Consider the following 22,073-nt stretch of genomic DNA (forward strand, 5'->3'; position numbering starts at 1 on the left):
ACGAGGCGTATGTCGGGAGTTACTCACCCGCGGAGAGAATGCATTTGTTCGAGATACATCAGTTATCAGATGCGTCATCATCGTCATCTAGCATGAGGACATAATCAGCTATCTGTTTAGCGTAATGAAGGACTCTAGGCACTTCCAAGAAGTCCTCATATTGCAAAACTCCATGACGGGATTCGTGAGCGAGCGCAGCTAAGTCTAGTAAGTTATCCTTGTCATCCTCTTGATAGTAGCCTATGGCAATCTCCACAAGAGAAGGATGTACCCAAGGTTTCCCAGGCTGCTCTATCCTAGATAAATCTTTGGGAATGTCACTCATCGTCGAAGACTTATTACCAAGACTAAAAAATACACGGTCATTGTCTAGATTTTTGAATAGACCAGTAATAAATCCAGATACTTTTTCCCCATCCATCCCAAACCACTCTGATGTTTCATCCCCAGAGCGCAGCCGGATAACACGCAGTCCAGCGAATTCCTCAAAAACGGGTTTGTCTCGCTCGGCAAACGATAATCCCTTGACTGAAATTTGTGTATCCTGTAGCCACGTCCATTGCTGACGGATATTCTGAGCTAAACAGTACAGTAATGTCGGCTTGCCCCTTAACTCTTTCTTGTTGAGAGTCTCCTGAATAAATGTTCGGATTTTAGCTTTACCTTTATCGTCATTGGTAAAGCCTTCTCCCTCCTTGTTTATGCGGGTCAAGGCTTCATCATAGGCTATCCATGATTCTAGACCGGGAAAAATAGCACTAATTTCAGCAGTCAAAGAAGACATTTTGACAATGACGGGAATTGTTTGGGGTTTCCCATCACCGCTAGTTTCGGAAGTTCGATTGACTAGCCATAGTCCTACTTCATTGATAGGGGTATCTTTGTTTACCTTGGGAAGTGTTATGTGAGATGGAGCCATCCGCACTCCTAGAGAGCGCAACAGGTCGATAAAGCTACAGATAGCTTTTTGGCAATAATTTTTTTGTTTGGGAGTAATAAATTGGCTGACAAGTCTCTCATCAGCAAAACCAAGTCGAATAGAACTTTTGGGGTCTCCCCAAGGTGCTAGCAAAGGTTTTTTTTCATTTTCTTTACTCTCGTCATTTTTTTCTACAAATTTCCAATATTTTTTCTCGTAAAGTTCAAACCAAACTCCCACTTTTCCAGCTAGTTTAGATTTAACAGGCTGCACAAGAGCAGCTATCTCATCCCTTCGCTTCTTTATAGCTTTTTCTCGCTCTGTACTGTTCGGTTTGGATTCCGGAGATAAATCTAGGCGCTGTGCTAAGCCAGCAACTTCATGTAGGCAGATAGCCACTGTTAAACCTTCCGGAAAGGAGTAACTTCCCGGTGCTGCCTCTGGCAACCCTAAGCAGTATTTTATAGCTTTGAGACGTTCTACCAGATTCTCTTCATTGATGTACCAAATCCAAATTGTTAAATGTTCGCCAACGGATGAACGAATTGCACGCCGCAATGCTGCTTGTTCGCTACTACGTTCTTCATAAAAATGCTCCAGCCTCAACTGAAAAGCCTCTTCTGTTTCTTCAGGTTGTGGTTGCCAGCTAAGACTCTCTAACTCCTGTTTTTTCAAGAGTTCTTCGCGACGCAACTGGTAATCTGATTCTGACTCTCTTTTTTTCTTAACACATTTCTTCAGTTCGGTTTCCTGTTTGCGTAACAGTCTTTTTTTTCTGGCTGCAAATTGCTTATCCGTTTCGGCTTTTTTCCTGAGAATAGGCTCGTCAAAAATTTTTTCTGGCTTTTTCAAGTCAAAGAACTGACTTGACTGCTTGTTTGTCTTATAATCTTTACGTTGACAATCTATTGGTTGCCAATAGTCCTTTAATACATCAGCTATTTGGCTTAAAAGTTGGTGAGTATTGGCTGTCGGTAAACCTTTAGCTACTTTATGCTTGGGTTTCATCCCTTCTTTATAGGTAATGCCAATGTTAGGATTACCTATTAAAGCTTCCGAAGAATTAGCCAATATTTGTTGCGGAGTCACCGAAAGAATATCTAATTTTTTCAGCAATATAGCTAAGTTTTCATCCCAGTCGGCTACACGGTTCTTTAATACCATCCGGCAAGAGAGGAAATATTCTGTCAACTCATCAGGATTTAGTGCTTTTCCCCAATTTAGTTGGGTGCGGATGTAGGCGTTACTGCCGTGACTCTTTGACAACTTAGAATCCTTGATACTAAGCCAGCGTCTGACGCTTGGCTTAACATCTAGTCGGGGATAATGTAAGTCAGGCTCCTGCACCATCCTCAATTTTAAAACTATTGAATAATAGTAACTTTGTCCGTCTTCTGTGTAATTTAATGGCTGCCAAGATATTAACTCGGCTCCTTGTCCACCTGATGATATAGTTCGGTAAAATTGAATTTTTTTGCCATCCACTTCAAACTCTAGTCCTGGTTTGGTTAGTTCTGTCGCTAGAATGTGAGGCAACGAAATAAAATCATTGCCAGAGAGGTTAGCAGTTCCATTGGGATGAGTCAAAAAATGATTTGTATAGGATACCTCTCTCTTTTCCCAAACCAATTTGTCAGCAGACAGATAACTCATTGCCAATTGTCGTTCCTGAGCAGTGATGCCAATTTTCCTTCTATTGCAAGGTTCGTCGGGAAATTCTGTATCTATCCAATAAGACAAGATTGCTGACAAATATTTTTTGGGTAGTTGGTGAGGACTGTATAACCAAAAATCCTCTGGTTTGGGTGATACTTTGCCAATGTGAATTAAACCAGGAACTAGTCTTAATCCTTTATAAAGGGACTTGACAGGAAGAGCTGTTTTATCAATGGGTGTCTTATCCCTTTTGGCTGTAATCCGTCTGATGACTTCCTTCGCGTTTTCAGGAAAATTCATCACATAAGATTCTTGCGGTGGCAAGTCAGACTTTAATCTGAAAGCGCATAAACGGATTGTTGGGTATGCCATGAGGGATAACCTATAAGTAATTAGAGATTGACTTGGGGTAAACCAGAAAGGTTTGTAGTTTTTGCGATCGCACGATAAAAAGGGCGATAGAGAGATTGCACTACCAAGCGATCACGTAGGGGAATTTGCGGGTCATTTTCAAAATAAGGACGCAGCAAATTTACAATCCCCACAAGGATACTGGTAGCAGCAACATCTTCTTTGCCATCTTGGTTTGTAGCAGTATTTATCCCAAACTTGGCGTCACACCAAAAAACTTGTGCATTGGCATTACCGCGAATCAGACGCCCTATTACCTGCCAAAGAGAAACAAGAATATCCCAATGCACAGCCTTTCGATCCTCTTCGGGTAGAGTCCTTAATTTCAGCGAGAGGTGCAGCAGGTGAAGCCATTGACGATACGCAGCGTCGCGAAACTCCTTACCTAATTTCTTTAATGTTTCCCCTGTTGCCGTTTTATAATTGTCGATCGCCCAACGGTTGATGGAGTGAATCGCATAAGATAAATCGTCAGGAACAGGGTGAGGTAAAACTAGAAAGTAAGCCGCTCCAATTACCGCGATTCCATTCTCATCAACAATATTATGCCCTCGCTCAAATGCTTTGATTGGACTAATCAGAATTGGTTCATGTCTTGTAGCAAAATCCGGCGAACGCCCCCGTTGCAACAACTTATAATTCTCTGGGTTGTCATCCCAAATTTCCGAGTCTTCATCATCCGGAGAAAGAGCTACGATCTTATCTTCCCATCCTAAACTTTTTAGGTGATCATAAACCCACCTAACTTGTTTATAGCTATTAACCATTAATGAGATTTTTCTACCCTTCAATTCTTTGATATTGTTAGTTAAATAGTCTTCTTTTACTAAATTGGTAACAATTAGTTCTAGATTTCGACGCTTATTATCTCCTGCTCCCGACACAGAGATAGCGTTTTGATGCTTATCAGAAAATTTTAAAAACTTTGAAGTTATGACTATTTCCTTTGATGTATCTGGTACAAGCACTCCAGAAACAGGTACATCAACATGATATGCAGGGGATTTCCCCGCCCAACTTGTTCCCGACATTAGCAAGAGGTGGGGACTGGCAATATTATCTCCTTTGAATAATTCATCAAAATGCAGTAACAACCAACGTCCAACGCCCGTGCAACGGAAAAACTGTAAGCTGCCTAATGACTCTCTATAGGATTTGTGGTACTGAAACGCCAATTGATTCCCCATTGGCATTGCTGGAATAATCGCGTTAAAGTCTAGTGGGGGAGCATCAAACCACGTTGAATCTGATGTATTCAGATTGAGGATTCCTTGCACCTGTCGCCATTTGCTCATCATAAAGGACAGCTTGCTTTGCAGAACGCAGACTAGCAAGGCAAACTCTAGTTTTACAGCAATTTCCTTGATTTTTTCCAGGGACAAGGGAACAGTTGCAGTTTGCTCAACCCATTGCTGAATAGCTGCACGTTTTTTGTCTTTTTTAGCCAACGGAAATAAGGGATTATGCTCGTTGTCTAAATTTCTGATGTATGGCTCAAACGTACCCTTCATTAAGGCATCGCATTGTTGAGATTGTTCTGCATTATCCGGGGCTGTTATTGTTAGTAGCGTAGCCACCTCTCGCAACAATAGCCAGTCCGTAAAATAATGCTTGGAGTCTCGCCATTTAGCTAAGTCATTTTCATTGCTCAATAGGTGGTATATTTTATCAGCTATTCCGTTGGCTATACGGCAAGCGTCCCACCAATCTGAGACAATCTCATTCTCAAGAAGTATTGACTTTTCATGCTTCAATTTGGCTTCAACATAATCGTGAAGCTTGTTCAACCAAGCATTTCTAGCCGGTCTGCACAATGTCTGATCGGGGCTAGATGCTTTATCCAGATAGGCCTGGTGTTGGTCAACTTCATCCACGATGACCAAATCGCTGCGCCTACAAACCAATTCAAAATACAGGATGCTCTCTCGGTTTATTGCTCGTGAAACCCTGCTATAAACTAAGCTTCCTGGTGTGGCAATCCAAATAGAAGCGTTAACTGGATCGCAGTCTTTTTTATGAGAGGGACATACACCGTAAGCTGGACAAGCTTTGTTCTTGGATGATGGCTCTGATTCTTCTTCATTGTTTGTCTCTATAGGTTCCAAGTTAAAACATGGCTGCGTACCAATTTCAAATGGTGTTGTCATCTCAGGCTTCACTGAAGGTGTCAATAGGCAAGTATTACTCAGCCATTGGAACCCCGGATGGTCTTGGTTAAAAGCTTCATTTGGATTAGAGTTGTAAACGGCTTTGTGTAATCTATTTAAGTGGCTGGCTTTGTTGGAACTCCCCAAAATAGGAGCCACGTCAGTAATTCCAACTTCGGCAAACATCTTAGTCAACTCAAAAATTTGTAGCACATCCGCTACTACCAGCGTGACGTGCAATTTCTTATGCCACGCATAGACTGCTAAAACTTTCATTAAGTTGGACTTACCGGATGACACCATCCCTACTAAATGCAGTATTCTATTGATGGTTAAAGTCTCAGCATCAACTAATTCTTGGGTGTCATTAAATACCTGTAACTTGACTTTACTAAAACGGCTTACCCACTCCGGGTTTAGTCCCCTATTACGCCTTCGCTCATCCATCCATTCTGCTGTTTTCTTAAGTTCAGCCCAAGATACTGGTAGCGGATTCCTCTGTTGCACGCCAGCTATATTGTGACTTGGTGGACGTTGGAAATTAGCAATCAGGGGCGATATCGCAACTGTTTCCTTTTTCCCTTTTACTTCGCACTTATAGTTTCCAGCTTTAGCCCTGGTAATCTCCTTTCTTTGCGAGAACTCTACTGACTTATTTAAGGCATCGTTATAAATCTGGAATCGGTTATTTGCAACTGTAATATTGGTTCGCCTTAGATATTCCCAAGATTGTCCTACTTCATAAACTTCATATCCACGAATATCTGACGGAAAATCTCGATAACGCTGTAGGGCTTCTTTCCAGATAAATGGACTATTGAAATGTGGCAAGAGATGACGAGCGAGCGCTAACATTCGATACTGATTTTCCGTCCAATTTTGGCATTCTGGGTGCGAGTAAGGATAACCAGTCAGCAGCACCCACAGACTATCAGCCGTAGCGCCAGGAACCAAGACGCTCAACAAGTACAGCCCTAACTCAACTTCATATAAATCTTTATCTAAATCATCTTTAAGAGATGCATACCATTTAGCATTATTTCTCATTTTTAAATTCCTAGTTTTTTGATAACTTTCTGGACAAATGAGCCTTCAAACATTACCTGAGATTTCTTGAGCGGCACGTTACAGTAACCCCTGAATTCTTGAATGTACTCCTGACCATAACTTTTCAGTTCATCAGGAAAGACAAAAAAGGATTCATCGTAGGGCTGATGCTTGAGTTTACGAATAGGCTGATTGACTTTTTTTGCTAAGTTATATGCAGATTCCCAAAACTTTACGTCAACTGCCCAGACTGTTCCATCTGGAAAAACTAAATGTAAGTCATATTGGTCGAGTTCTGGATATAACTTAACTTCTTGTAGGTTTAACTGTTTCAATCTCTCTTCTAGCCTGAGTTCTGCTTTACCAGGACGATGAATAAAATATCGCAAATCCTTCTTAAGCCAGAATATTTCATCATACTGATTATCGGCTAAAGGGACAGGATTCTTTTTTTCCTTAGCGCAATGTTTATTTTCACACTTTAATTCATCATCTTTGGTCAAATACATTAGACCACCACAATGACCGCAACAGTAAAATTTTTCACCTAACTTGTAAGACTCTGGAGCTTTTTCATAGCTATTGAGCAGAAGGTCTTGCACTGGCTTGAAATCTACTGCACTATCAACAAAAATTTGTCCCTTTGTTACCACAGGGGTTTCAATAAGATACTTCCTAAACCTCGTATATAGTTCAGGGTTTTGTGCAGCTTTAGTCATTACCTCATTAATCACTTTCTTTTGGAAATTCCCCCAGTCATCGAAGTATTCTCCTGCTGTTTCAATACAAAACCCACTCGGCTTTTGGTCTTCTATTAGTTGCTTATCAAGCCATTCTTCAGGGCAATCAATTTCTATATCCCAATCTTTTAAGGGGAGCTGTGCCCATCTGGAAACAAAATCAGGAACTCCTTGTATCGGTTGACGCACTCCCGCTATTAAACAAGCAAGTGCCAGCTTCTCTACCCCTAATTGCAAGGCAGCCGGATATGCCCAGAGGCTTTTGGGGATTTGCTGCTCATACTCACATAAACCCTTGGCTATCTGTTGCAGGGTATCCTCTCCTATCAAACTCCCTTTTTCAGGCGTTTGGACTTCCGCACTAGCCGTTACTAATGATGTCATGTCGTACCTTCTGTGTCCTGTTGGTGTCCTCATCGCCTTAATTTTTCCCGCCGCTTCCCATCGCCTGAGAGTATCAACGCTGACTCCCAGGCGCTCCGATGCTTCTTTTGGACTAACAAACTCTGAAATTGGTTTTCCCTCAAATCTGTCCCTGTATTATATTTGCATATCTAGATTTGCATAGGTATTTATCGGAAAATTTGTTAAGTAGTTTGGCGGCATTGGGTGTTGTCCACCTAGATGGCTCTCTTCTAGAAACGTGACCTCCCAGGACGAATGCCAGCGCGACGCTTGTCTCCCACCGGCGACGCTCAAAGTGGCTATGTGTCTCAAAGAAAAAATTCCCCGTCATGTTTAGCGCGATCACCTCTTTCCATCAACCCCAACTAGCGAAGCACTCACACTTTATAAACAGCCTAAGCTGTCACCCAAGACAAGCACATAGCAGCGACTCTAGCCTCTGAATGGGCAATAGTGACTCAAATGTAGGCGACAATCAAGGGTTGTCTCACTCAGGCCATGTAGAGGGAACGCAGTGTCAGTCAATGCCGATAAACCACACTTGTGGAAGCCAGATATCGCCCAGTCAGTAGACTTCTACAACAGTTGGTTCATGCAGTTCGCTCCCACCGCATACCGCGATACTCGCATTGCCACCACTATCTCTGTCGAATCCGCCTTAGCCCGGACAGCTAATCTCACCAACATCACACCCGCTGTGTTACGGCAGCATCCAGAAGTTCTGCCCATCCTACGCATGGCGACAGCACCGCCCATCGCCCGCGATCGCCTGATTGGTCTAGCGGGAGTTCCGCCCAACCTTGTCAAAAACATGGAAGAGAAACAGCGAATTCCATCCCGGATGAGCAGTACATTAGTTGATGCTGAACTTCATAAAATTAGTCAAATCATTGCAAGACTGGCAGACAAAGACATCTTTTCATGGTTGGACACGGGGCAGGAACCGACCGATACACAAGTTCACCGAGCAGCGACAATTGTTGCAGATCGTCTATGTGGTGCGCTTGCTGACCCGATTGTTCGCAATGCCCAAGAGCGCAGACATCTGGCTACAATTAGGCAGTGGCTGGAACAGCGTGGCTATTCATACATTAGGGGAGGGGCTGGGTTAAGCTTTGAGACGATGCAGCCTGGAACTTTCTCGTTTCGGCTCAATATTCCGGTGAGCTTACAGGGAGGCATTAAACAGGTTAATATCCCGATTGACACTGTAGTGCGCTCGTTGAGTGATTCTGAAGCTCTGCAACTGGCTTTGATTGAAAATTTGCAGCGAGAAGACCTCAACCCGATCGAACAGACCGAAGGAATCTTACAACTTTTGAGCTTGAAGCTGGGTAGGGCGGTGCCGGAGGTAGTTTCCCTACTTTACCGAATGCAAAATGCAGTGGCGGGAAAAGTTACTGATAACGTTATCAGTAATACCAAATTCCTAAATGCCTGCTACAGATAAAGCCTCTAAAATAAATTGCCATCCTGTCAAAGAAGCAATGACTTGGTTACTTAATTGGCTCAAAATTTTTTGTACAGAATCTCTCAAGCCTTGTAAGTTGTCAAAAGTTTTCCATTTGAGTTGCTCTTTGAGATACTCCCACAACCTTTCAATTGGATTAACTTCCGGGCTATAGGCCGGTTGAAACAGTAAAATCATATTCTCAGGTATACTTAAAGTTAAAGACTGGTGAAATCCACCATTATCAAGTTGAATAATATGTAAATCTGACGGGTAAGTTTGAGCAAATAAATTGAGAAATTTCTCAAAACAAACGGTATCTAGATGAGTAAACTCATAAAAAAAGCTTGTACCTGTTGTCGGCTCAACTAACCCGTAAAGCCACAAATAGAGAAAATCCCATTGAACTATTCCCTTGGGCTTAATTCCTTTACCCGTTAATTTTCTTCTTTGAACAGTATGCAGACCCATCCGGCTTTCGTCTTGACACCAGTAACGAATAGTTGACCACTGGCTTAAGAAGCTTGTACTCTGGCTCATACGTGCTTTGATTAGTTCAGGCAGTTTTTTTTAAACTCTTCTACTACTCCTTCTTTTTGTTTGATACTTACGGGACGTGGCACTTTCAATTTTCCTTGGAGTCGATAGCGTACCCATTGATGTACTGTGCGATAAGATACTTGTAAGTCGCAACAGCTTGACAGCCATTTTTGGACTTCTTGATAACTCTCAAATCCTTCAGGGTCTTGGAGTTCTACTTCTAGCTTTTCTACTATCTCATGTGTCATGAGTCTCGGTCTTCCTGTACTTTTCTTTTCTGTTAATAGTTCCTCTAACCCTCCCTGGCGATAGCTAGTCAACCATCTTTGTACTGTTGTGCGATGTCTTCCTAAGAACACAGCTATTGCTGACACACTATCTACTGTTTTTGTTTTCAACCAGTATAAAGCTTGTAGTTTTTCTTTCTCTTCTACCTTCTCAGCTTTCAATAAAAGAGCTTTTAAAGTTTCTTCCGATTCTACTATGTCAATTTTGACGACTCCTGACATGGTCAATCTATTCTCCTTAACTTTTCAGATTAAGTGTAGCAGTATTTAATGAAATTGGTATAATTCCGAGTCGAAGGGAGTGAAGGAGATTTTTGCAGGTTTAGGACTAATGGAGTGGGAATCTTTCACGGCTAATCGCCTTCCCTTGCTGCGATTGCCTGAAGAGATTCTAGAAGCTTTGCGTTCTGGTCGAATCGAGTACACCAAAGCCAAAGCGATCGCTCGGCTCAAGTCGGCGGCAGAACGTCAATCACTCTTAGATGAGGTGATCGCTCAAAACTTGTCTTTGAGTGAAATTTGGAAACGTTTGAAAGCTTTTCAACGCCCGACTGAACGTGGAGAACTCCTAACAAGGATGGAGACAACCTACAAGAGAGCTAAGAAATCGAAGGTGTGGGAGAACCCCAAGAAGCGCAAGAAACTAGAATCTTTGTTGGCAGGGATAGAGACGCTGCTACTAGAGTTGGATTGAGGAACTTTTTACTTTGACACAGAAGTGCAATTAGCGTAAGCCAGAGCGAGTGAAAGCAGTCCTGTATTGGGGATGTGAGAAGGATTCTTCGTTTGAATAATTTCTGATTTGGTCAATTTGATACTTTGCCCCAAGTAACAGCAATGTTCAAACTCCTCCTACATCTCTTTTGCCAAATTCCAAAGTTGTTGCCAGCCAAAGTTCATGCTAGTCACGGCAAAACCTGAATGCCGAGGAAAACGGCGATAGATATAGCGGACAGTACACTTGTTATTAGCCAACTGTGTTGATTCAGGCACTTCCACCAAAGCCAAGATAAAGTTATTTGGTTTGTTCAGTGCTGTGATTATTTGGTTTTTGGTGATAGCCACTGTACTTGCACCCATGAGACGACCCTTGACCACAATAAAACGCAACTCACCCGTATCAGGAATCCGCGATTCAATATCGTAGCCACACTTATCCGCACTCACGTCCCTTGACTCAAATCCTTGTTTCCGTTCAACTGCCATTACTGCTTCAATAGCTAGTTTTTCTACTCGCTCCTTTTCACGAGTGTTGATGACAGTATGGACTTGAGGATTACCTAAGAGACGTTGAAGCAGACCACCGGGAACTATCAACGTGCCTCCGACCACCACTGGCGGTTTTGGTGATAAGTGGCGCTCCTGTTCTAACTCTTCCAGCCGCTTAAAAAGCCGTCCTTCGAGTTCATCTACTCTCCGACGAGCATTGTCATAGTTAAGTCGAGTATTTGGCTTTCCGGCTCGTTCTTCTAGCTTTAGCTTTTCCGCTTGGTTCTCCCAGTAGTTAATTTCTGTAGTCAGTCGCTCTTTAACGGCATTAATTGACTTTGTAATCCGCTCAATTCGCCGTTGCTGCACAGCCTGCAAATGTGGAGGAACCAGGTATCTGATGGCATATTCCAGCGCCTGTTCCTCAACTCCTCTCTGTAAGATTGAAGATTGCTCTACTAAGATTTTGGCGACTAGAGATTGTTCAGATTCTTTTAAGGAACGATAGTCGAGATAAGGGGCGTAACCTGTACTGGAGGCGCGACCTTCTGAATCAATTTCCACATATTGCATCTGCCTAGACACGATTCGGAAATTATCTGTCGTATCTTTACGAGCATCTTGAATTGAGTGTTCTAGGCAAACTAAGAGACGGATTTGCTCACCTGGGTCGTTCTCATCAACAAGAATACTGCCTCGTTTGAGTAGAGAGTAGTAGCGTTTTAAAACCCAATCTACCGTAATATCTAACAGGGGATGACCGGGGCAAATAAATTCAGCATTTGGTTGACCCCGTAGGTAAATTTTTCCCTTCTCAAAACAAATGCGGCGGTAGAGTTCTGGTAGCTGATTGCGAATATTAACTGGAATGGAAGTAATTTCATAACGTCCCGATTCCTCTTGCTTTACCTTGCCGCCCAGCCGTCGAAAAGCTTCTAGGAAGAAGTCAGTTACAAGGTAGGGTTGAAGTTGACGAGCCTCAGCCCGTTCTATGTCATCATGGATTTGACGGAGCTTAGAAAGGTCTATCGAGTCCTGGTTTAGTGACCGTTTTTGTAGTAATTCCTGAAGGTGCTGGCGATTAACTCGCTCCTCAATGACCTGTTCGAGCCGCGATCGCACGTCTGGGCGTTCGCCATAGCGAATCGCTTCAATTAACAATTCCTGTAATTCTTTGCCACTGATTGCCTCGTTCAAGACATCAAAAACCTTACCTCCCAAAGCTTCTCGCGCTACTTCTAATTTCCTTAGCAGTGTGAGGTATACTTCTCCCTCCCGTGTTTGTTCAGCTAATAAGTTCCACAAATGGCAAACTTCTGTTTGTCCGATGCGATGAATCCGACCAAAGCGCTGTTCTAATCGATTAGGATTCCAAGGCAAATCATAATTAACCATCAAATAGCAGGATTCCTGAAGGTTTATCCCTTCACCGGCGGCATCGGTGGCTAACAAAACCTGTACGTTGGGATTCCAGTTAAAAACTTCTTGTACTTGCTGACGCTCCTCTTGTTTTATACCTCCATGAATCGTCACTACAGCTTGAGCGCCGATTAGTCTCTTCAGGCGTTCTAATAGATAATTCAGCGTGTCGCGGTGTTCCGTAAAGATAATGATTTTGCGTCGGTGCCCCTGTTCGTCAAACAGCTCTTTGTTGTTTTGCAACAGCTTGGAGAGTTCTTCCCATTTCCGGTCTGTACCACTCTGGAGTACCCGCGTCGCGAGACTTTCCAATTGCCATAGGCGGCTAATCTCTATTTGGAGTTCTGCTAGTGTGGTTGCTGTCGTTGCCCGATCTACAAACTCGTCTTCCAGAGCTTCTAGTTCACCACTCGGCAAATCTTCTAGCTCATCCAAATCCGGGCAAGAACTGGCTTTAAGCAGACTTTCCTTCTCGCACCATTTCTTTTCCAAGCGCTCTCGTCGTCGTCGTAGGGATTGATAGATTGCTTGTGGAGAAGAGGCTAAGCGTCGCTGCAAAATTGTCAGGGCAAAACCGATAGTTTTCGTGCGTCCGGTTTCCAACGTTTCGGCACGGTTGAATTCTTCCCGCACGTACTCGGTTACTTCTTGATACAGTCGGAATTCCAAATCGGAGAGATGATAGGCGACTGAGTAAGCTCGGCGTTCCGGCAACAGTGGTGTTCCGTCTAACTTTACCAAGTCTTCTTTAACCACCCGCCGCATCATGTCAGAGACATCGGTAGGATGAACGCCATTGCGAAACTTGCCCTCAAAGCGATCGCGATCAAGAAGTGCCAGGAATAGCTGGAAGTCAGCTTCTTTACCATTGTGGGGTGTAGCCGTCATCAAGAGAAAATGCCGGGTAATTCCAGACAGTAACTGTCCGAGCTTGTAGCGCTTAGTTGGCTTGATTTCACCTCCAGAGAAGGAGGCAGACATTTTATGCGCCTCATCACAGATAATTAAGTCCCAGTCACTAGCTTTCAAATTTTCTTGGAGTTTTCTATCTAACTGAGATTTCTCCCGTTTCAGTTTGTCTACCCTAGCAATAACCAAGGGCATTTTTTCAAAAATGTTGCCACTGAGGGTTGTCTTAATGTGGTCGTTAGTCAGAATGGCAAACTCTAGGTCAAATTTCTCTTTCAGTTCTCGCTTCCACTGATCTACTAAGTTGCCAGGAAGGACGATGAGACAACGCTGCAAGTCACCTCGGATCATTAGCTCCTTAATCAGCAACCCCGCCATGATGGTCTTGCCTGCGCCTGGATCGTCAGCCAGCAAAAAACGCAGAGGCTGGCGGGTCAACATTTCTTGGTACACCGCCGTAATCTGGTGGGGATACGGCTCTACTCGTGACGTGTGAATTGCGAGGAAAGGATCGAACAGATGAGCGAGATGGATGCGGTGAGCTTCTGATGCTAGGCAAAATAAAGCCCCATTAGCATCGAAGCGCCAACGAGGCTGATGCTTGACAATCTCCAGTATTTGCACGTCCCGTTGATACAGCACATCTTTTCCCAAATGACCGCTTTCATCTTCATAGATGAGGCTGACGGCATCGGAGCCATACTTTGTGACCTCAATTAATGTCACAATGCTTTTTGGGAGAATCCCCTTAACCTTGACACCACCAATTAATTCCTCAAGTCGAGCCATGATAGGATGCAGTCCTTTTTTTGGAGTAACTGAAGTTAGTGTCAAGGCATCATTCGGGTTCAAATTCGTGAGAGGTAAATTTCAGCGTTCGACAGTTTTCTGTAACTGTGCGAATAACATGATCTGGCACTCCATCAGGGACTTGCACGCTGATTTCCAGCGTCACCTGCACGTTGGCTCCCACTAAACTCGTCAGGTGTTGCAGCACCTCGTTGGTTACAACTCCTGCATCTCTTGTCACACGGATTGGATCTAAATCAACTGATGCGTAAAAGCGCTGCAATTTCTTCGGTGGAGGTAGTGTTTCCTTACCCGTGCCAGTCTCGGAACCAGTTCTAGCAAAACCTTCGGTACTACCACCTAATTCAGCCACGCTTCCAACAACCGAATGACGTTCTCGTTGTTGGCGTTCTAACTCGACATCTGCTTCTCTTTGCCGTTGTGCGAAATCCGGTTTGACCAGCAAGCTTTGACCGTTCAGATTCGCTGTGATATGTTCTCCAGCTTTTAGACCTAGATAGCGTTGATTGGCTTCGTCCCAGCCTGTGGCATAGGCAAAGTTTTCAGTCCAGAGAACTGCTGCTACTCCCTCTTGAACGGCATCAAGGAGTACCTGCTCATTTTTGAGTCGTGGCAAGTATGGGTACTTCGCAAGGTATTCCCACAGCGCCTTCAGATTAATATGGTTGGCATCGCGCCAGAGATACGGGTTGATGGCTTCGAGGCAGAGATTGCTGGCGGCATAAGTCGTCAGAAAATGCCCTTCGTAAACCAGTTTCCGGCTGGCTCGCAGGATTGGCGATTCCTGTCCCTGGAGGCGAATTTCTTCCCAGACGATCGCTCCTTGGGGGTCAGGTTGGGTGGGGACGAGGAGCCACTGGTAAGCTTCTTTGAGGAGATGCTCTACGGTTTCGTTGGTCTGGTTGCACTTGGTTGTCGCCTGGTTGCTTTGGAAGACATCGAGGTTCAAGACTTCCTTCTCTTGCACAACCGAGTTCCAAGCTAGGTATTGACAGACAGATTGTACTAAACCGTCAAGCTTGGGCTTGTCGGGTGCGAGGAAGAGAAGCAGGTTTTTACAATAGCGGGGTGACGCGCCTTTGTGTTCGAGAATATCTTTAACTTGAATAGCGGCAAGACTATCCTTGGCTTTGCCAATATGAGGATGCTGCGGACTCAGCACGACTAACCGCACACCCATTGATTCATCATCGGGGACATCGGCAGTGGAACTGGGCGCAATATGGACTCCACCGAAGTCTCCCCGCTGCTTATCGTTTCGCAAGCGGCGAATAATTTCTTCCCAAACTCGCTCCTCGTCTTGTTGAATCTGGGTTGCTCGGTCTTGGGCGGTGCGGGTAACATTGGGTTGGGTTGAAACCCAGTAGCGATTATTGTCTACATAGAGATAGGTAGCTTGGTCGGTTAGACGGCGCAAGGCATCCCCAAAGATGGCGACGCTTTCACCGGGCTGGACGCAGCCCAGCTTAACGCGGCGGTCTTCTAATCCTCGGTTGGCGGCTCGTTGAATGGGGGCGGAACCCATATAAATGGTGCGGGTGACGCGGCGACAAGCAGAGTAACGACCCAGGTTGGGCGTTTGATTATCGAGGGAGACGGGAAGGGAATTGGGTCCATCAACGTCCTTCTCAATCACTGGCACCCAGGAGTCTTCTAGGTAATGGGTAAGTTCGGACTGCACTTGGGAATCAGCCAGCGCAACGTTGGCGGGTAGGATGAGGAGGCCTTTGTCGCCCTGTTCCCAAAGGAAGTGAATCACCTTCGCCATCAGGCGCAACACGCCGCGAGTGCGTTGGAACTTGTCGAGGGTAGACCAATCGCTGTAGAGGCGGTCAAATAGTTCGGGGTGGATGGGATAAGCGTCTCTGAGACGGCGTTCGTAATCAGCTTCTCGGCACTCTACAGGGAACTCCTGAGACTGGGTGCGGTACATCTCACTAAACGCCCGGACGACAGCATCACGAGCGACAAACAGGTTGGGGTCGGTGAAGCCTTGGAACAAGCGGCGGCGAACAATTTGAAAGCTTTCTTCGGCGCTAGCGGGACGCCAGGGGGACTCGACTCGTCCGATCGCATTTTTCAGTCTGTCTAGAGCTTCTTTGCCGCGATCGCCTCCTATCTCAATATCAGATGAGGGGATACTGACCACCAGCAGCGTGCGATCGGCATTCTTTGCTGACTCACTGAGGGTTTGGGCAAAGGTAAAATGGGTGTCAAAGCTGCCTCCGTGGAGATCGCTTTTTTCATGGAGTTGACGGGCGTATGCCACCCATTCATCAATCAGAATCAGGCAGGGGGCATAACGGTTAAACAACAGTTTCAGCGTGTCTCCTGGGTTGGTGGCAGTTTCATCGGCTTCCCGCACCATTTCATAACCCTCTTTACCGCCCAACTGCCAAGCGAGTTCTCCCCAAAGCGTCCGCACGACTGTCCCATCTTTTTTCCGATGCAGTTGACCGGGAGATATCTTGTTACCGACTAGGACAACGGTTTTCACGTCAGGCGGGGGTTCTTTAACGCCCGCGGCTTCAAACACAGGCTCCGACCCCGGCAGGTCGCTGGCAGATACTCCAAAGAAGAGGTGATACAATGCCAGGATAGCGTGGGTTTTACCGCCACCGAAGTTGGTCTGGAGTTCGATTACGGGTTCGCCGCCTTTACCGTTCAACCGCTGTAAGGCTCCCGTGAGTAGTTGCTTCAGTCCTTCGGTTAGGTAGGTACGGCGGAAGAATTCGGTGGGGATGCGGTATTCATCGCTGCCTTCATCCAGGTAAACTTGCCACAAATCAGCGGCGAATTCGGCTTGTTGGTAGTAGCCAGACGCGACATCGGGATGGGGAGTAACAATTTCGCGCCAGGGCTTTAGTCCGGCTGTGGGATGGCTTTCGACTGCCGCTGCTGCTGCTTTTTGTGTTTCGCGACGCGCTTGTGCTTCAAAGCGAATCCGCAGCAGTTCTTGTTTTTGCTTCTCTATCTCACTGGTTTCCGGTGCAGAGACGGCGGCAAGGAGTCGGGCGACGCTATCGAGGGCGCGGTAAGCGTCATCGGTGGAGACGGTAGTGTTGTGCGCCCAAGCGTTGCGGGTGGTACGCAGTTCGCTCACCAAGCTGCGTTCGGCATGACCGAGAGTTTTTTTAAAGACCTCATTCCACTGGTCGCACATTAAGATGAGCAGGGCAGAAACATCTGCTTTCAGGGTTTCTGCAACGCTGCGTCTTAGGCTACGGTCTTCTGGTACACTAGGCGTTGCTGCTACAATCCAGCGATCGCTATAAACTGATCGCATTTCCCGTTCGACGTAGGGGTATAGTCCTTGGTGCAAAAGTTCTAAGGCTCTGCCGACTCGTTCGCGGTTATTGATTGCCATCGTGTTTTTTAATAAGTTGAATTAACGAACGCTAAACTCTCGGAGCATTCCCAGTTCAAGGGCGAGGCTTTAACTCAGGGCAAAGGAATTCTACTCGAACTCCACAAGATGCTAAGGCAGCTTCAAAATTTCTCCAATCAGAATCGACAGCATTAAGAATGGGTGGTTTATCAGGATGGGCTAAAGCAACTACGACAAATTTACGATCTGATAAATCAAAACCTGAAAGGGCAGCATCTTGAGGAAATTCTTGAAAACTACCATTATTAGTTGGTGTAATCTGGACTAACTGACAGCGATTAGAGTTTAATTGATTGGTCAATATCCACTTCAGAAATGCATCGCCTACTCCTGGTTGTCCTTTAGAAGATAAATTCTTCATATATTCCTTGATAATTAACCAGTCTTTGTCTAATACAAGGATGTGTTGCTGTTGAATTTCACGCAGCTTTTCTACACAGATAATTACACAATGGGGTGAAGCTTGGTTTGAGTGTCCATTCGCAACGATCGGTACATTGGTATCCACAATAACGTGCATGACTCTACCTAAACCGTCTGTCTGCGTTTCATTGCCGCTTCTGTCATAGCTACTAACTCACCCATTTCATCTCCAAAGAATCCTTCAGGCCAATTATTAATATTGCCGAAGGAATCGAGTTCCAGTGGAATTAATTGCGACTTTCCTTGAAGGTCAATCTCGCAGAAGTAGAGTGCAGCATCGCTATTGGAAAGTTCTTCTTCTGCAATACGTCGTTGCAACCGACGCAGCAAATGCTCGCTATGGCTCTCTACGATTATCTGCACATTTCGAGTTTTGATAGCATCGATGAATACGTCAGCTAAACCTGCTTGCACTGATGGATGAAGATGGATTTCCGGCTGTTCTAAAATAATTGTGGAGCCTTGGGGAGCGTAGTAGCAGAGGACGAGAACTGGTAATATTTGGGATACACCAAAACCAACATCAGTAATTAGCACTTCAGAAGCATTCGGAGAGCGACGCACCCGCACTTCATATTCTTTACGGTTTGCGGCAATGGGTTTTAATTGAAAATCATAAATTAATTTTAATTCGCGCAACCACTCTGCCACACGCTCCTCAATTGTCTGACGGGGACGACCTCTTCCACGACTGATTTTTTTAAGTTTTCTTGAAGCTAGTAAAGCTGGAACGGCTAGTTCTCCCCGTCTCCCAACATCCTGTGGCTGCTGACCTGCCCATGCGTAACTACGGCGTGGATAATCTCGCAATGGTCCAAGATAGTAGATATGTTGAAATAATTCTTCAAATGCTAATACAAAATCAGATAAAAAACTTGCATTTTGATAGTAAGCATTGACCTGATCTGGAAACCCGTAGCTTTTTATAGGGGGTGGCAACGCCCACCCTCGACCTGGAGAACGTTTTAGAGAGTAGCCTTTCATCAGTAATTCGTATTCAGCTTTATTTTTAGCAGTTTTATTCGGTTTGCGCTGCATCCCAAATGTATATTTTTTCTTGGCATTAGAGAAACTATAAGCAAATTTTGTAACGTTAATACTGTCTGTTTTGCCTTCAATCTGGGCAGTAAATGATAGAGAGGGAATTGAGAACAGAGTTTTATCTTGTGTTGACTCTGTATCAACAATCGACAAAGGCTTAGGGAGCGTCCAATTTAATAAAATATCGATTTTGCCAGGAATTTTGTGCTGATGCATGACATCGTAAAGCGTACCCAGATCAACGTAAGCCTGCTCATCACCTGTATGCAGAACTCGTTGACGATCTGCGGATTCCACAGTTTGTTTTAGCATCAGTAGCAGTTGGAGAATAGCGGTTTTTCCAGAACTATTGGTGCCAAATAATCCGGTCAAAGATGCCATTCGCATCTGTCCGGTATCTTGCCAGGATTTAAATTTTTTGGTGCGTAATTCGGTCAGCATAATTAAAGTAGCAACTCTCCTTGTATGGCGGTTGGTTGCTTTTGCTCCTCAGCAGCAAGGCGAGAGATTTCGGGCCAGGAGATGACGAGGCTGTTGTATGCGATCGCTTCCTGAGTCCAGCCCTTGCGGTCGCAGATACTGTACAATCGGTAGGCTAAATCTCGTGCTACTTCGCCTCTATCGCCCAACTTGGATAGCAGAACAGAGGCTCCACTTTCCCCTTTTTGGTCGAGTGTCCAGATTAGGTGTTGGGCTACTTCCCAGTTAGGGGTGCGGTCGTCTTGCTCAGGTGTCCAGTTGTCGGGCAGTTCGTTACGGCGCAGCAATCGCACTTTGCCGCCCTTTGCATTTAATATTCCCGAATTTACCAGTCCGGTAACACTGGTGTTCTTGGCTTTGGAAAGTGTTTCGGCATCGCCATACTTCCCTTCATCAAATTGGTGTTGCTCGAACCACGTCAACGCCCAGCGGGTGTCGGCGTCAAATTCTCCTTCTTGTTCGGTGAGGAATTCGTCCAAGGTTTGGTTAATCAATTGCAGGGCAGTCCGCACACGCATGGGAGTGCCGTCTGCTTCGAGGACTTTGGCGTAGCGGGAGAAGACTGCCATGCCGGGACCGATGCTGGCTTGGGCGAGGTCTACCGGGGCGATGTTGCCTTGTTGCAGGGTTTTAAGGGCTTCGGGGAGTTCGCGTTTGAGGGCAGTGAGGAATTGGCGGCGGGTGGTAGAGGGTGCTGACTCTGGGCGGGGACGGCAGACGAGGATAATGGATGAGGCAAGGGCATTAGAGGCTTGACCTCTCATTCTGTTTCCAAGCTCTGTTCGCATAGGCCAAGTGCCTGTAATAGAAAAATTAGCTTGGAGCAGCGCTTCTAACATTGTCTCCCAGCCAGTAGAGGCGATCGCAGAAATGTACTTACCATTAGTATCCTCACCTTCATCCGTTTCTGACTGCTTGAAGGCGTAGTAAACGGTAAGAGGTAAATCAGGAGACTGCACCTTACGCATACGAACGAAGGCTTTGCCTAAACCTTCCTCAAAAAACTGCTGTGCTTTCTCTCGACTACCGTGGCGAAATGGATTTGCAATCAACTCTTGTGTTTTGGGGACAAGCACTGTGCTGAATAAATCGGGATAAATTTTCCCCAGAGAACGTCGTAACCAAATATAGAAAAAGTCTGACAAGTCAGCATAACCAACAGCATCGTAATAAGGTGGGTCGGTGGAAACAAGTAGATGTGTAGTCTGCTGGCTTAAGTTAGTAGCGTCAAGTTGTTTGACAAACCCTTGACCGCATGAAGGCGTTCTTTCTAGCGCTTTTACAAGATTGCCGAGACTCACACCAAAGTCACCTGCTGCCTCAGCAAATACGTTTGGTTCAGCGAAGTCCCAAAGCATAGAAATTGCTTGGCGTGTAAAAAGATGCCGTACCTGAGTTTTTGTGTTCTCCCACATACACAAGGAATTACACATATCACTTAGACGGCTTATTCCCATCGCCAAATAGGTCGCTACCGCATCAGCATATGCAACTGCATTAGTACTCGTTGTGTGTGGTGTATCGGTATCAGGCATACCACTAGCCACAGCATCCCGTCGTACCAACTCCCATACCTGACTCACTAAGTTGCTCAAAGTGGCTAATGCAACCATCTGACGAGGAGTGAAGAGGTCAGAATGCCTTGTCATACCATAACGCTGCACTCGAAAACCCAGCGCTTGTTCTGGCAAGTCGGTTTCAGGTTCCCACTCTGGCTTTGTAGATTTTGCGAGTACTTCATGTTTCTCATGCGGTGACACATACACTCGCTGATGCTTACACTCTGCCACAATTGCCATTAGCTGAGAACTCATCCGTCCCGCTTTTCCCTCAGAGCGAACGTGGTCAAAGGAGACTGGTAACCCGCAACCAATACAGGTTGCACCCTTGCGACTCATACTTCCGTCTGGCAACTTGCCGTTGCCAGTCTTCACCTCAAAACGTACAAGGGGTGGTTGCTGGCTACGGTCAACCACTGGCTTGACCCAAGCTTCCTTTCCTTTCTTGGTCGAGAGTTTAAATGAACGCACCAAAGGCATCTGACAACCACAAGCCGGATTGGGACACTTCACCGTCCTTGCCCACAACCAAGCAATAACCGTTGCCTCACCCCCGCCATACTCCTGGGGCAGCTTCACCTTCGGATACAAATGCCCAATCTGCTTCTCCGCCTCATCCCGCATCCACTTACCGTAATAGCGAACATCCTCCGCTAACCCCTGCGCTCCATACCATCGGCTCGTCTTCAACTTCTTTTGCGCCTCTGGGTTCACCGGAGGTTTATCCTTAAACTTCGGCGGAATCTCAATCAGCGCCTTCGTAATCAGCACCGCCACTGGATTCAAGTCACTCCCATGAGCCTCCAACCCCAAGCGCTGCGCTTCCAACGGAATCGAACCCCCGCCACAAAACGGGTCATACACAGGCGGAGGATTGCCATCCGTTGACTTAAGAATCTCTGCCCTAGCTTCCGCTAAAACATCCTGATTATTAATGTTGTCCCACTTCACCAACCGTTCGATAATTCCAAACAGGCGTTCCCGTTCCTTCTCCTGTTCTTCTTCTGTAGGAAACTTATCCGGGTGACTCGACGGGTCATCCACCAGCGACGAAAACAACACCGCCCGACACGCCGCCAAAGGACGCCTCGCCCACCACAAATGCAACGTCGAAGGATGCCCGTGCCGAATCGACTTCTCCCGCGCCGACTCCTGATTAATCGCCTCCAACGGCAAGGCAACTTCAATTAACTTTTTGCGATAGGTCATCAATCTAAAATCCAAAATCTAAAA

The 22,073-nt window shown here is 45.6% G+C and carries 12 protein-coding genes; 2 read left to right on the top strand and 10 right to left on the bottom strand.

From position 1 onward, the window contains the following. Window positions 1-58: 58 nt before the first annotated feature. The 3 genes from NDI33_RS19930 to NDI33_RS19940 are packed head-to-tail and all read right to left on the bottom strand — an operon-like array spanning window position 59 to window position 7,433. Window positions 59-2,947, bottom strand: a complete 2,889-nt coding sequence (locus tag NDI33_RS19930) for a DUF3962 domain-containing protein (RefSeq protein ID WP_190676113.1) — start codon at window positions 2,945-2,947, stop codon at window positions 59-61. 20 nt (window positions 2,948-2,967) lie between these two features. Further along, window positions 2,968-6,180, bottom strand: a complete 3,213-nt coding sequence (locus NDI33_RS19935; RefSeq protein ID WP_190676115.1) for a hypothetical protein — start codon at window positions 6,178-6,180, stop codon at window positions 2,968-2,970. Window positions 6,181-6,182: 2 nt separating this feature from the next. Next, a complete protein-coding gene (locus NDI33_RS19940; protein WP_347275910.1) occupies window positions 6,183-7,433 on the bottom strand; it encodes a MerR family DNA-binding transcriptional regulator in 1,251 nt (416 codons plus the stop codon). 406 nt (window positions 7,434-7,839) lie between these two features. Between NDI33_RS19940 and NDI33_RS19945 the strand changes: the two genes are divergently transcribed. Next, complete coding sequence (locus NDI33_RS19945; RefSeq protein WP_347275909.1) at window positions 7,840-8,775, top strand: XamI family restriction endonuclease; 936 nt, start codon at window positions 7,840-7,842, stop codon at window positions 8,773-8,775. Here NDI33_RS19945 and NDI33_RS19950 read toward each other — a convergent pair. Then, the gene (locus tag NDI33_RS19950; protein WP_190676117.1) at window positions 8,755-9,315 is read right to left on the bottom strand and encodes an IS630 family transposase; all 561 of its coding nucleotides are present in this window, start codon (window positions 9,313-9,315) and stop codon (window positions 8,755-8,757) included. The two genes, NDI33_RS19945 and NDI33_RS19950, sit on opposite strands and share 21 nt — an antisense overlap. An 11-nt stretch (window positions 9,316-9,326) precedes the next feature. Beyond that, window positions 9,327-9,824, bottom strand: a complete 498-nt coding sequence (locus tag NDI33_RS19955) for a helix-turn-helix domain-containing protein (protein WP_190676119.1) — start codon at window positions 9,822-9,824, stop codon at window positions 9,327-9,329. A gap of 79 nt (window positions 9,825-9,903) precedes the next feature. Here NDI33_RS19955 and NDI33_RS19960 point away from each other — a divergent pair, with 79 nt between their 5' ends. After that, window positions 9,904-10,296, top strand: a complete 393-nt coding sequence (locus tag NDI33_RS19960; protein ID WP_348245661.1) for a hypothetical protein — start codon at window positions 9,904-9,906, stop codon at window positions 10,294-10,296. Between the two features lie 158 nt (window positions 10,297-10,454). Here the strand turns inward: NDI33_RS19960 and NDI33_RS19965 are convergent, their stop codons facing one another. The 5 genes from NDI33_RS19965 to NDI33_RS19985 are packed head-to-tail and all read right to left on the bottom strand — an operon-like array spanning window position 10,455 to window position 22,049. After that, the gene (locus tag NDI33_RS19965) at window positions 10,455-13,928 is read right to left on the bottom strand and encodes a helicase-related protein (protein ID WP_190676123.1); all 3,474 of its coding nucleotides are present in this window, start codon (window positions 13,926-13,928) and stop codon (window positions 10,455-10,457) included. A gap of 49 nt (window positions 13,929-13,977) precedes the next feature. Beyond that, complete coding sequence (locus NDI33_RS19970; protein ID WP_190676125.1) at window positions 13,978-17,316, bottom strand: Swt1 family HEPN domain-containing protein; 3,339 nt, start codon at window positions 17,314-17,316, stop codon at window positions 13,978-13,980. 55 nt (window positions 17,317-17,371) lie between these two features. Next, window positions 17,372-17,857, bottom strand: coding sequence for a hypothetical protein (locus NDI33_RS19975; protein ID WP_190676127.1), 486 nt, complete (start codon window positions 17,855-17,857; stop codon window positions 17,372-17,374). A gap of 8 nt (window positions 17,858-17,865) precedes the next feature. Further along, entirely contained in the window at window positions 17,866-19,242 is a 1,377-nt protein-coding gene (locus tag NDI33_RS19980; RefSeq protein ID WP_190676128.1) for a DUF3696 domain-containing protein, read from the bottom strand. Between the two features lie 2 nt (window positions 19,243-19,244). Beyond that, entirely contained in the window at window positions 19,245-22,049 is a 2,805-nt protein-coding gene (locus NDI33_RS19985; RefSeq protein WP_190676130.1) for a DUF1156 domain-containing protein, read from the bottom strand. Between the last annotated feature and the right edge of the window lie 24 nt (window positions 22,050-22,073).

Source organism: Trichocoleus sp. DQ-A1 (assembly GCF_039961955.1).
In the GTDB taxonomy this organism is placed as follows: Bacteria; Cyanobacteriota; Cyanobacteriia; order Cyanobacteriales; family FACHB-T130; genus FACHB-T130.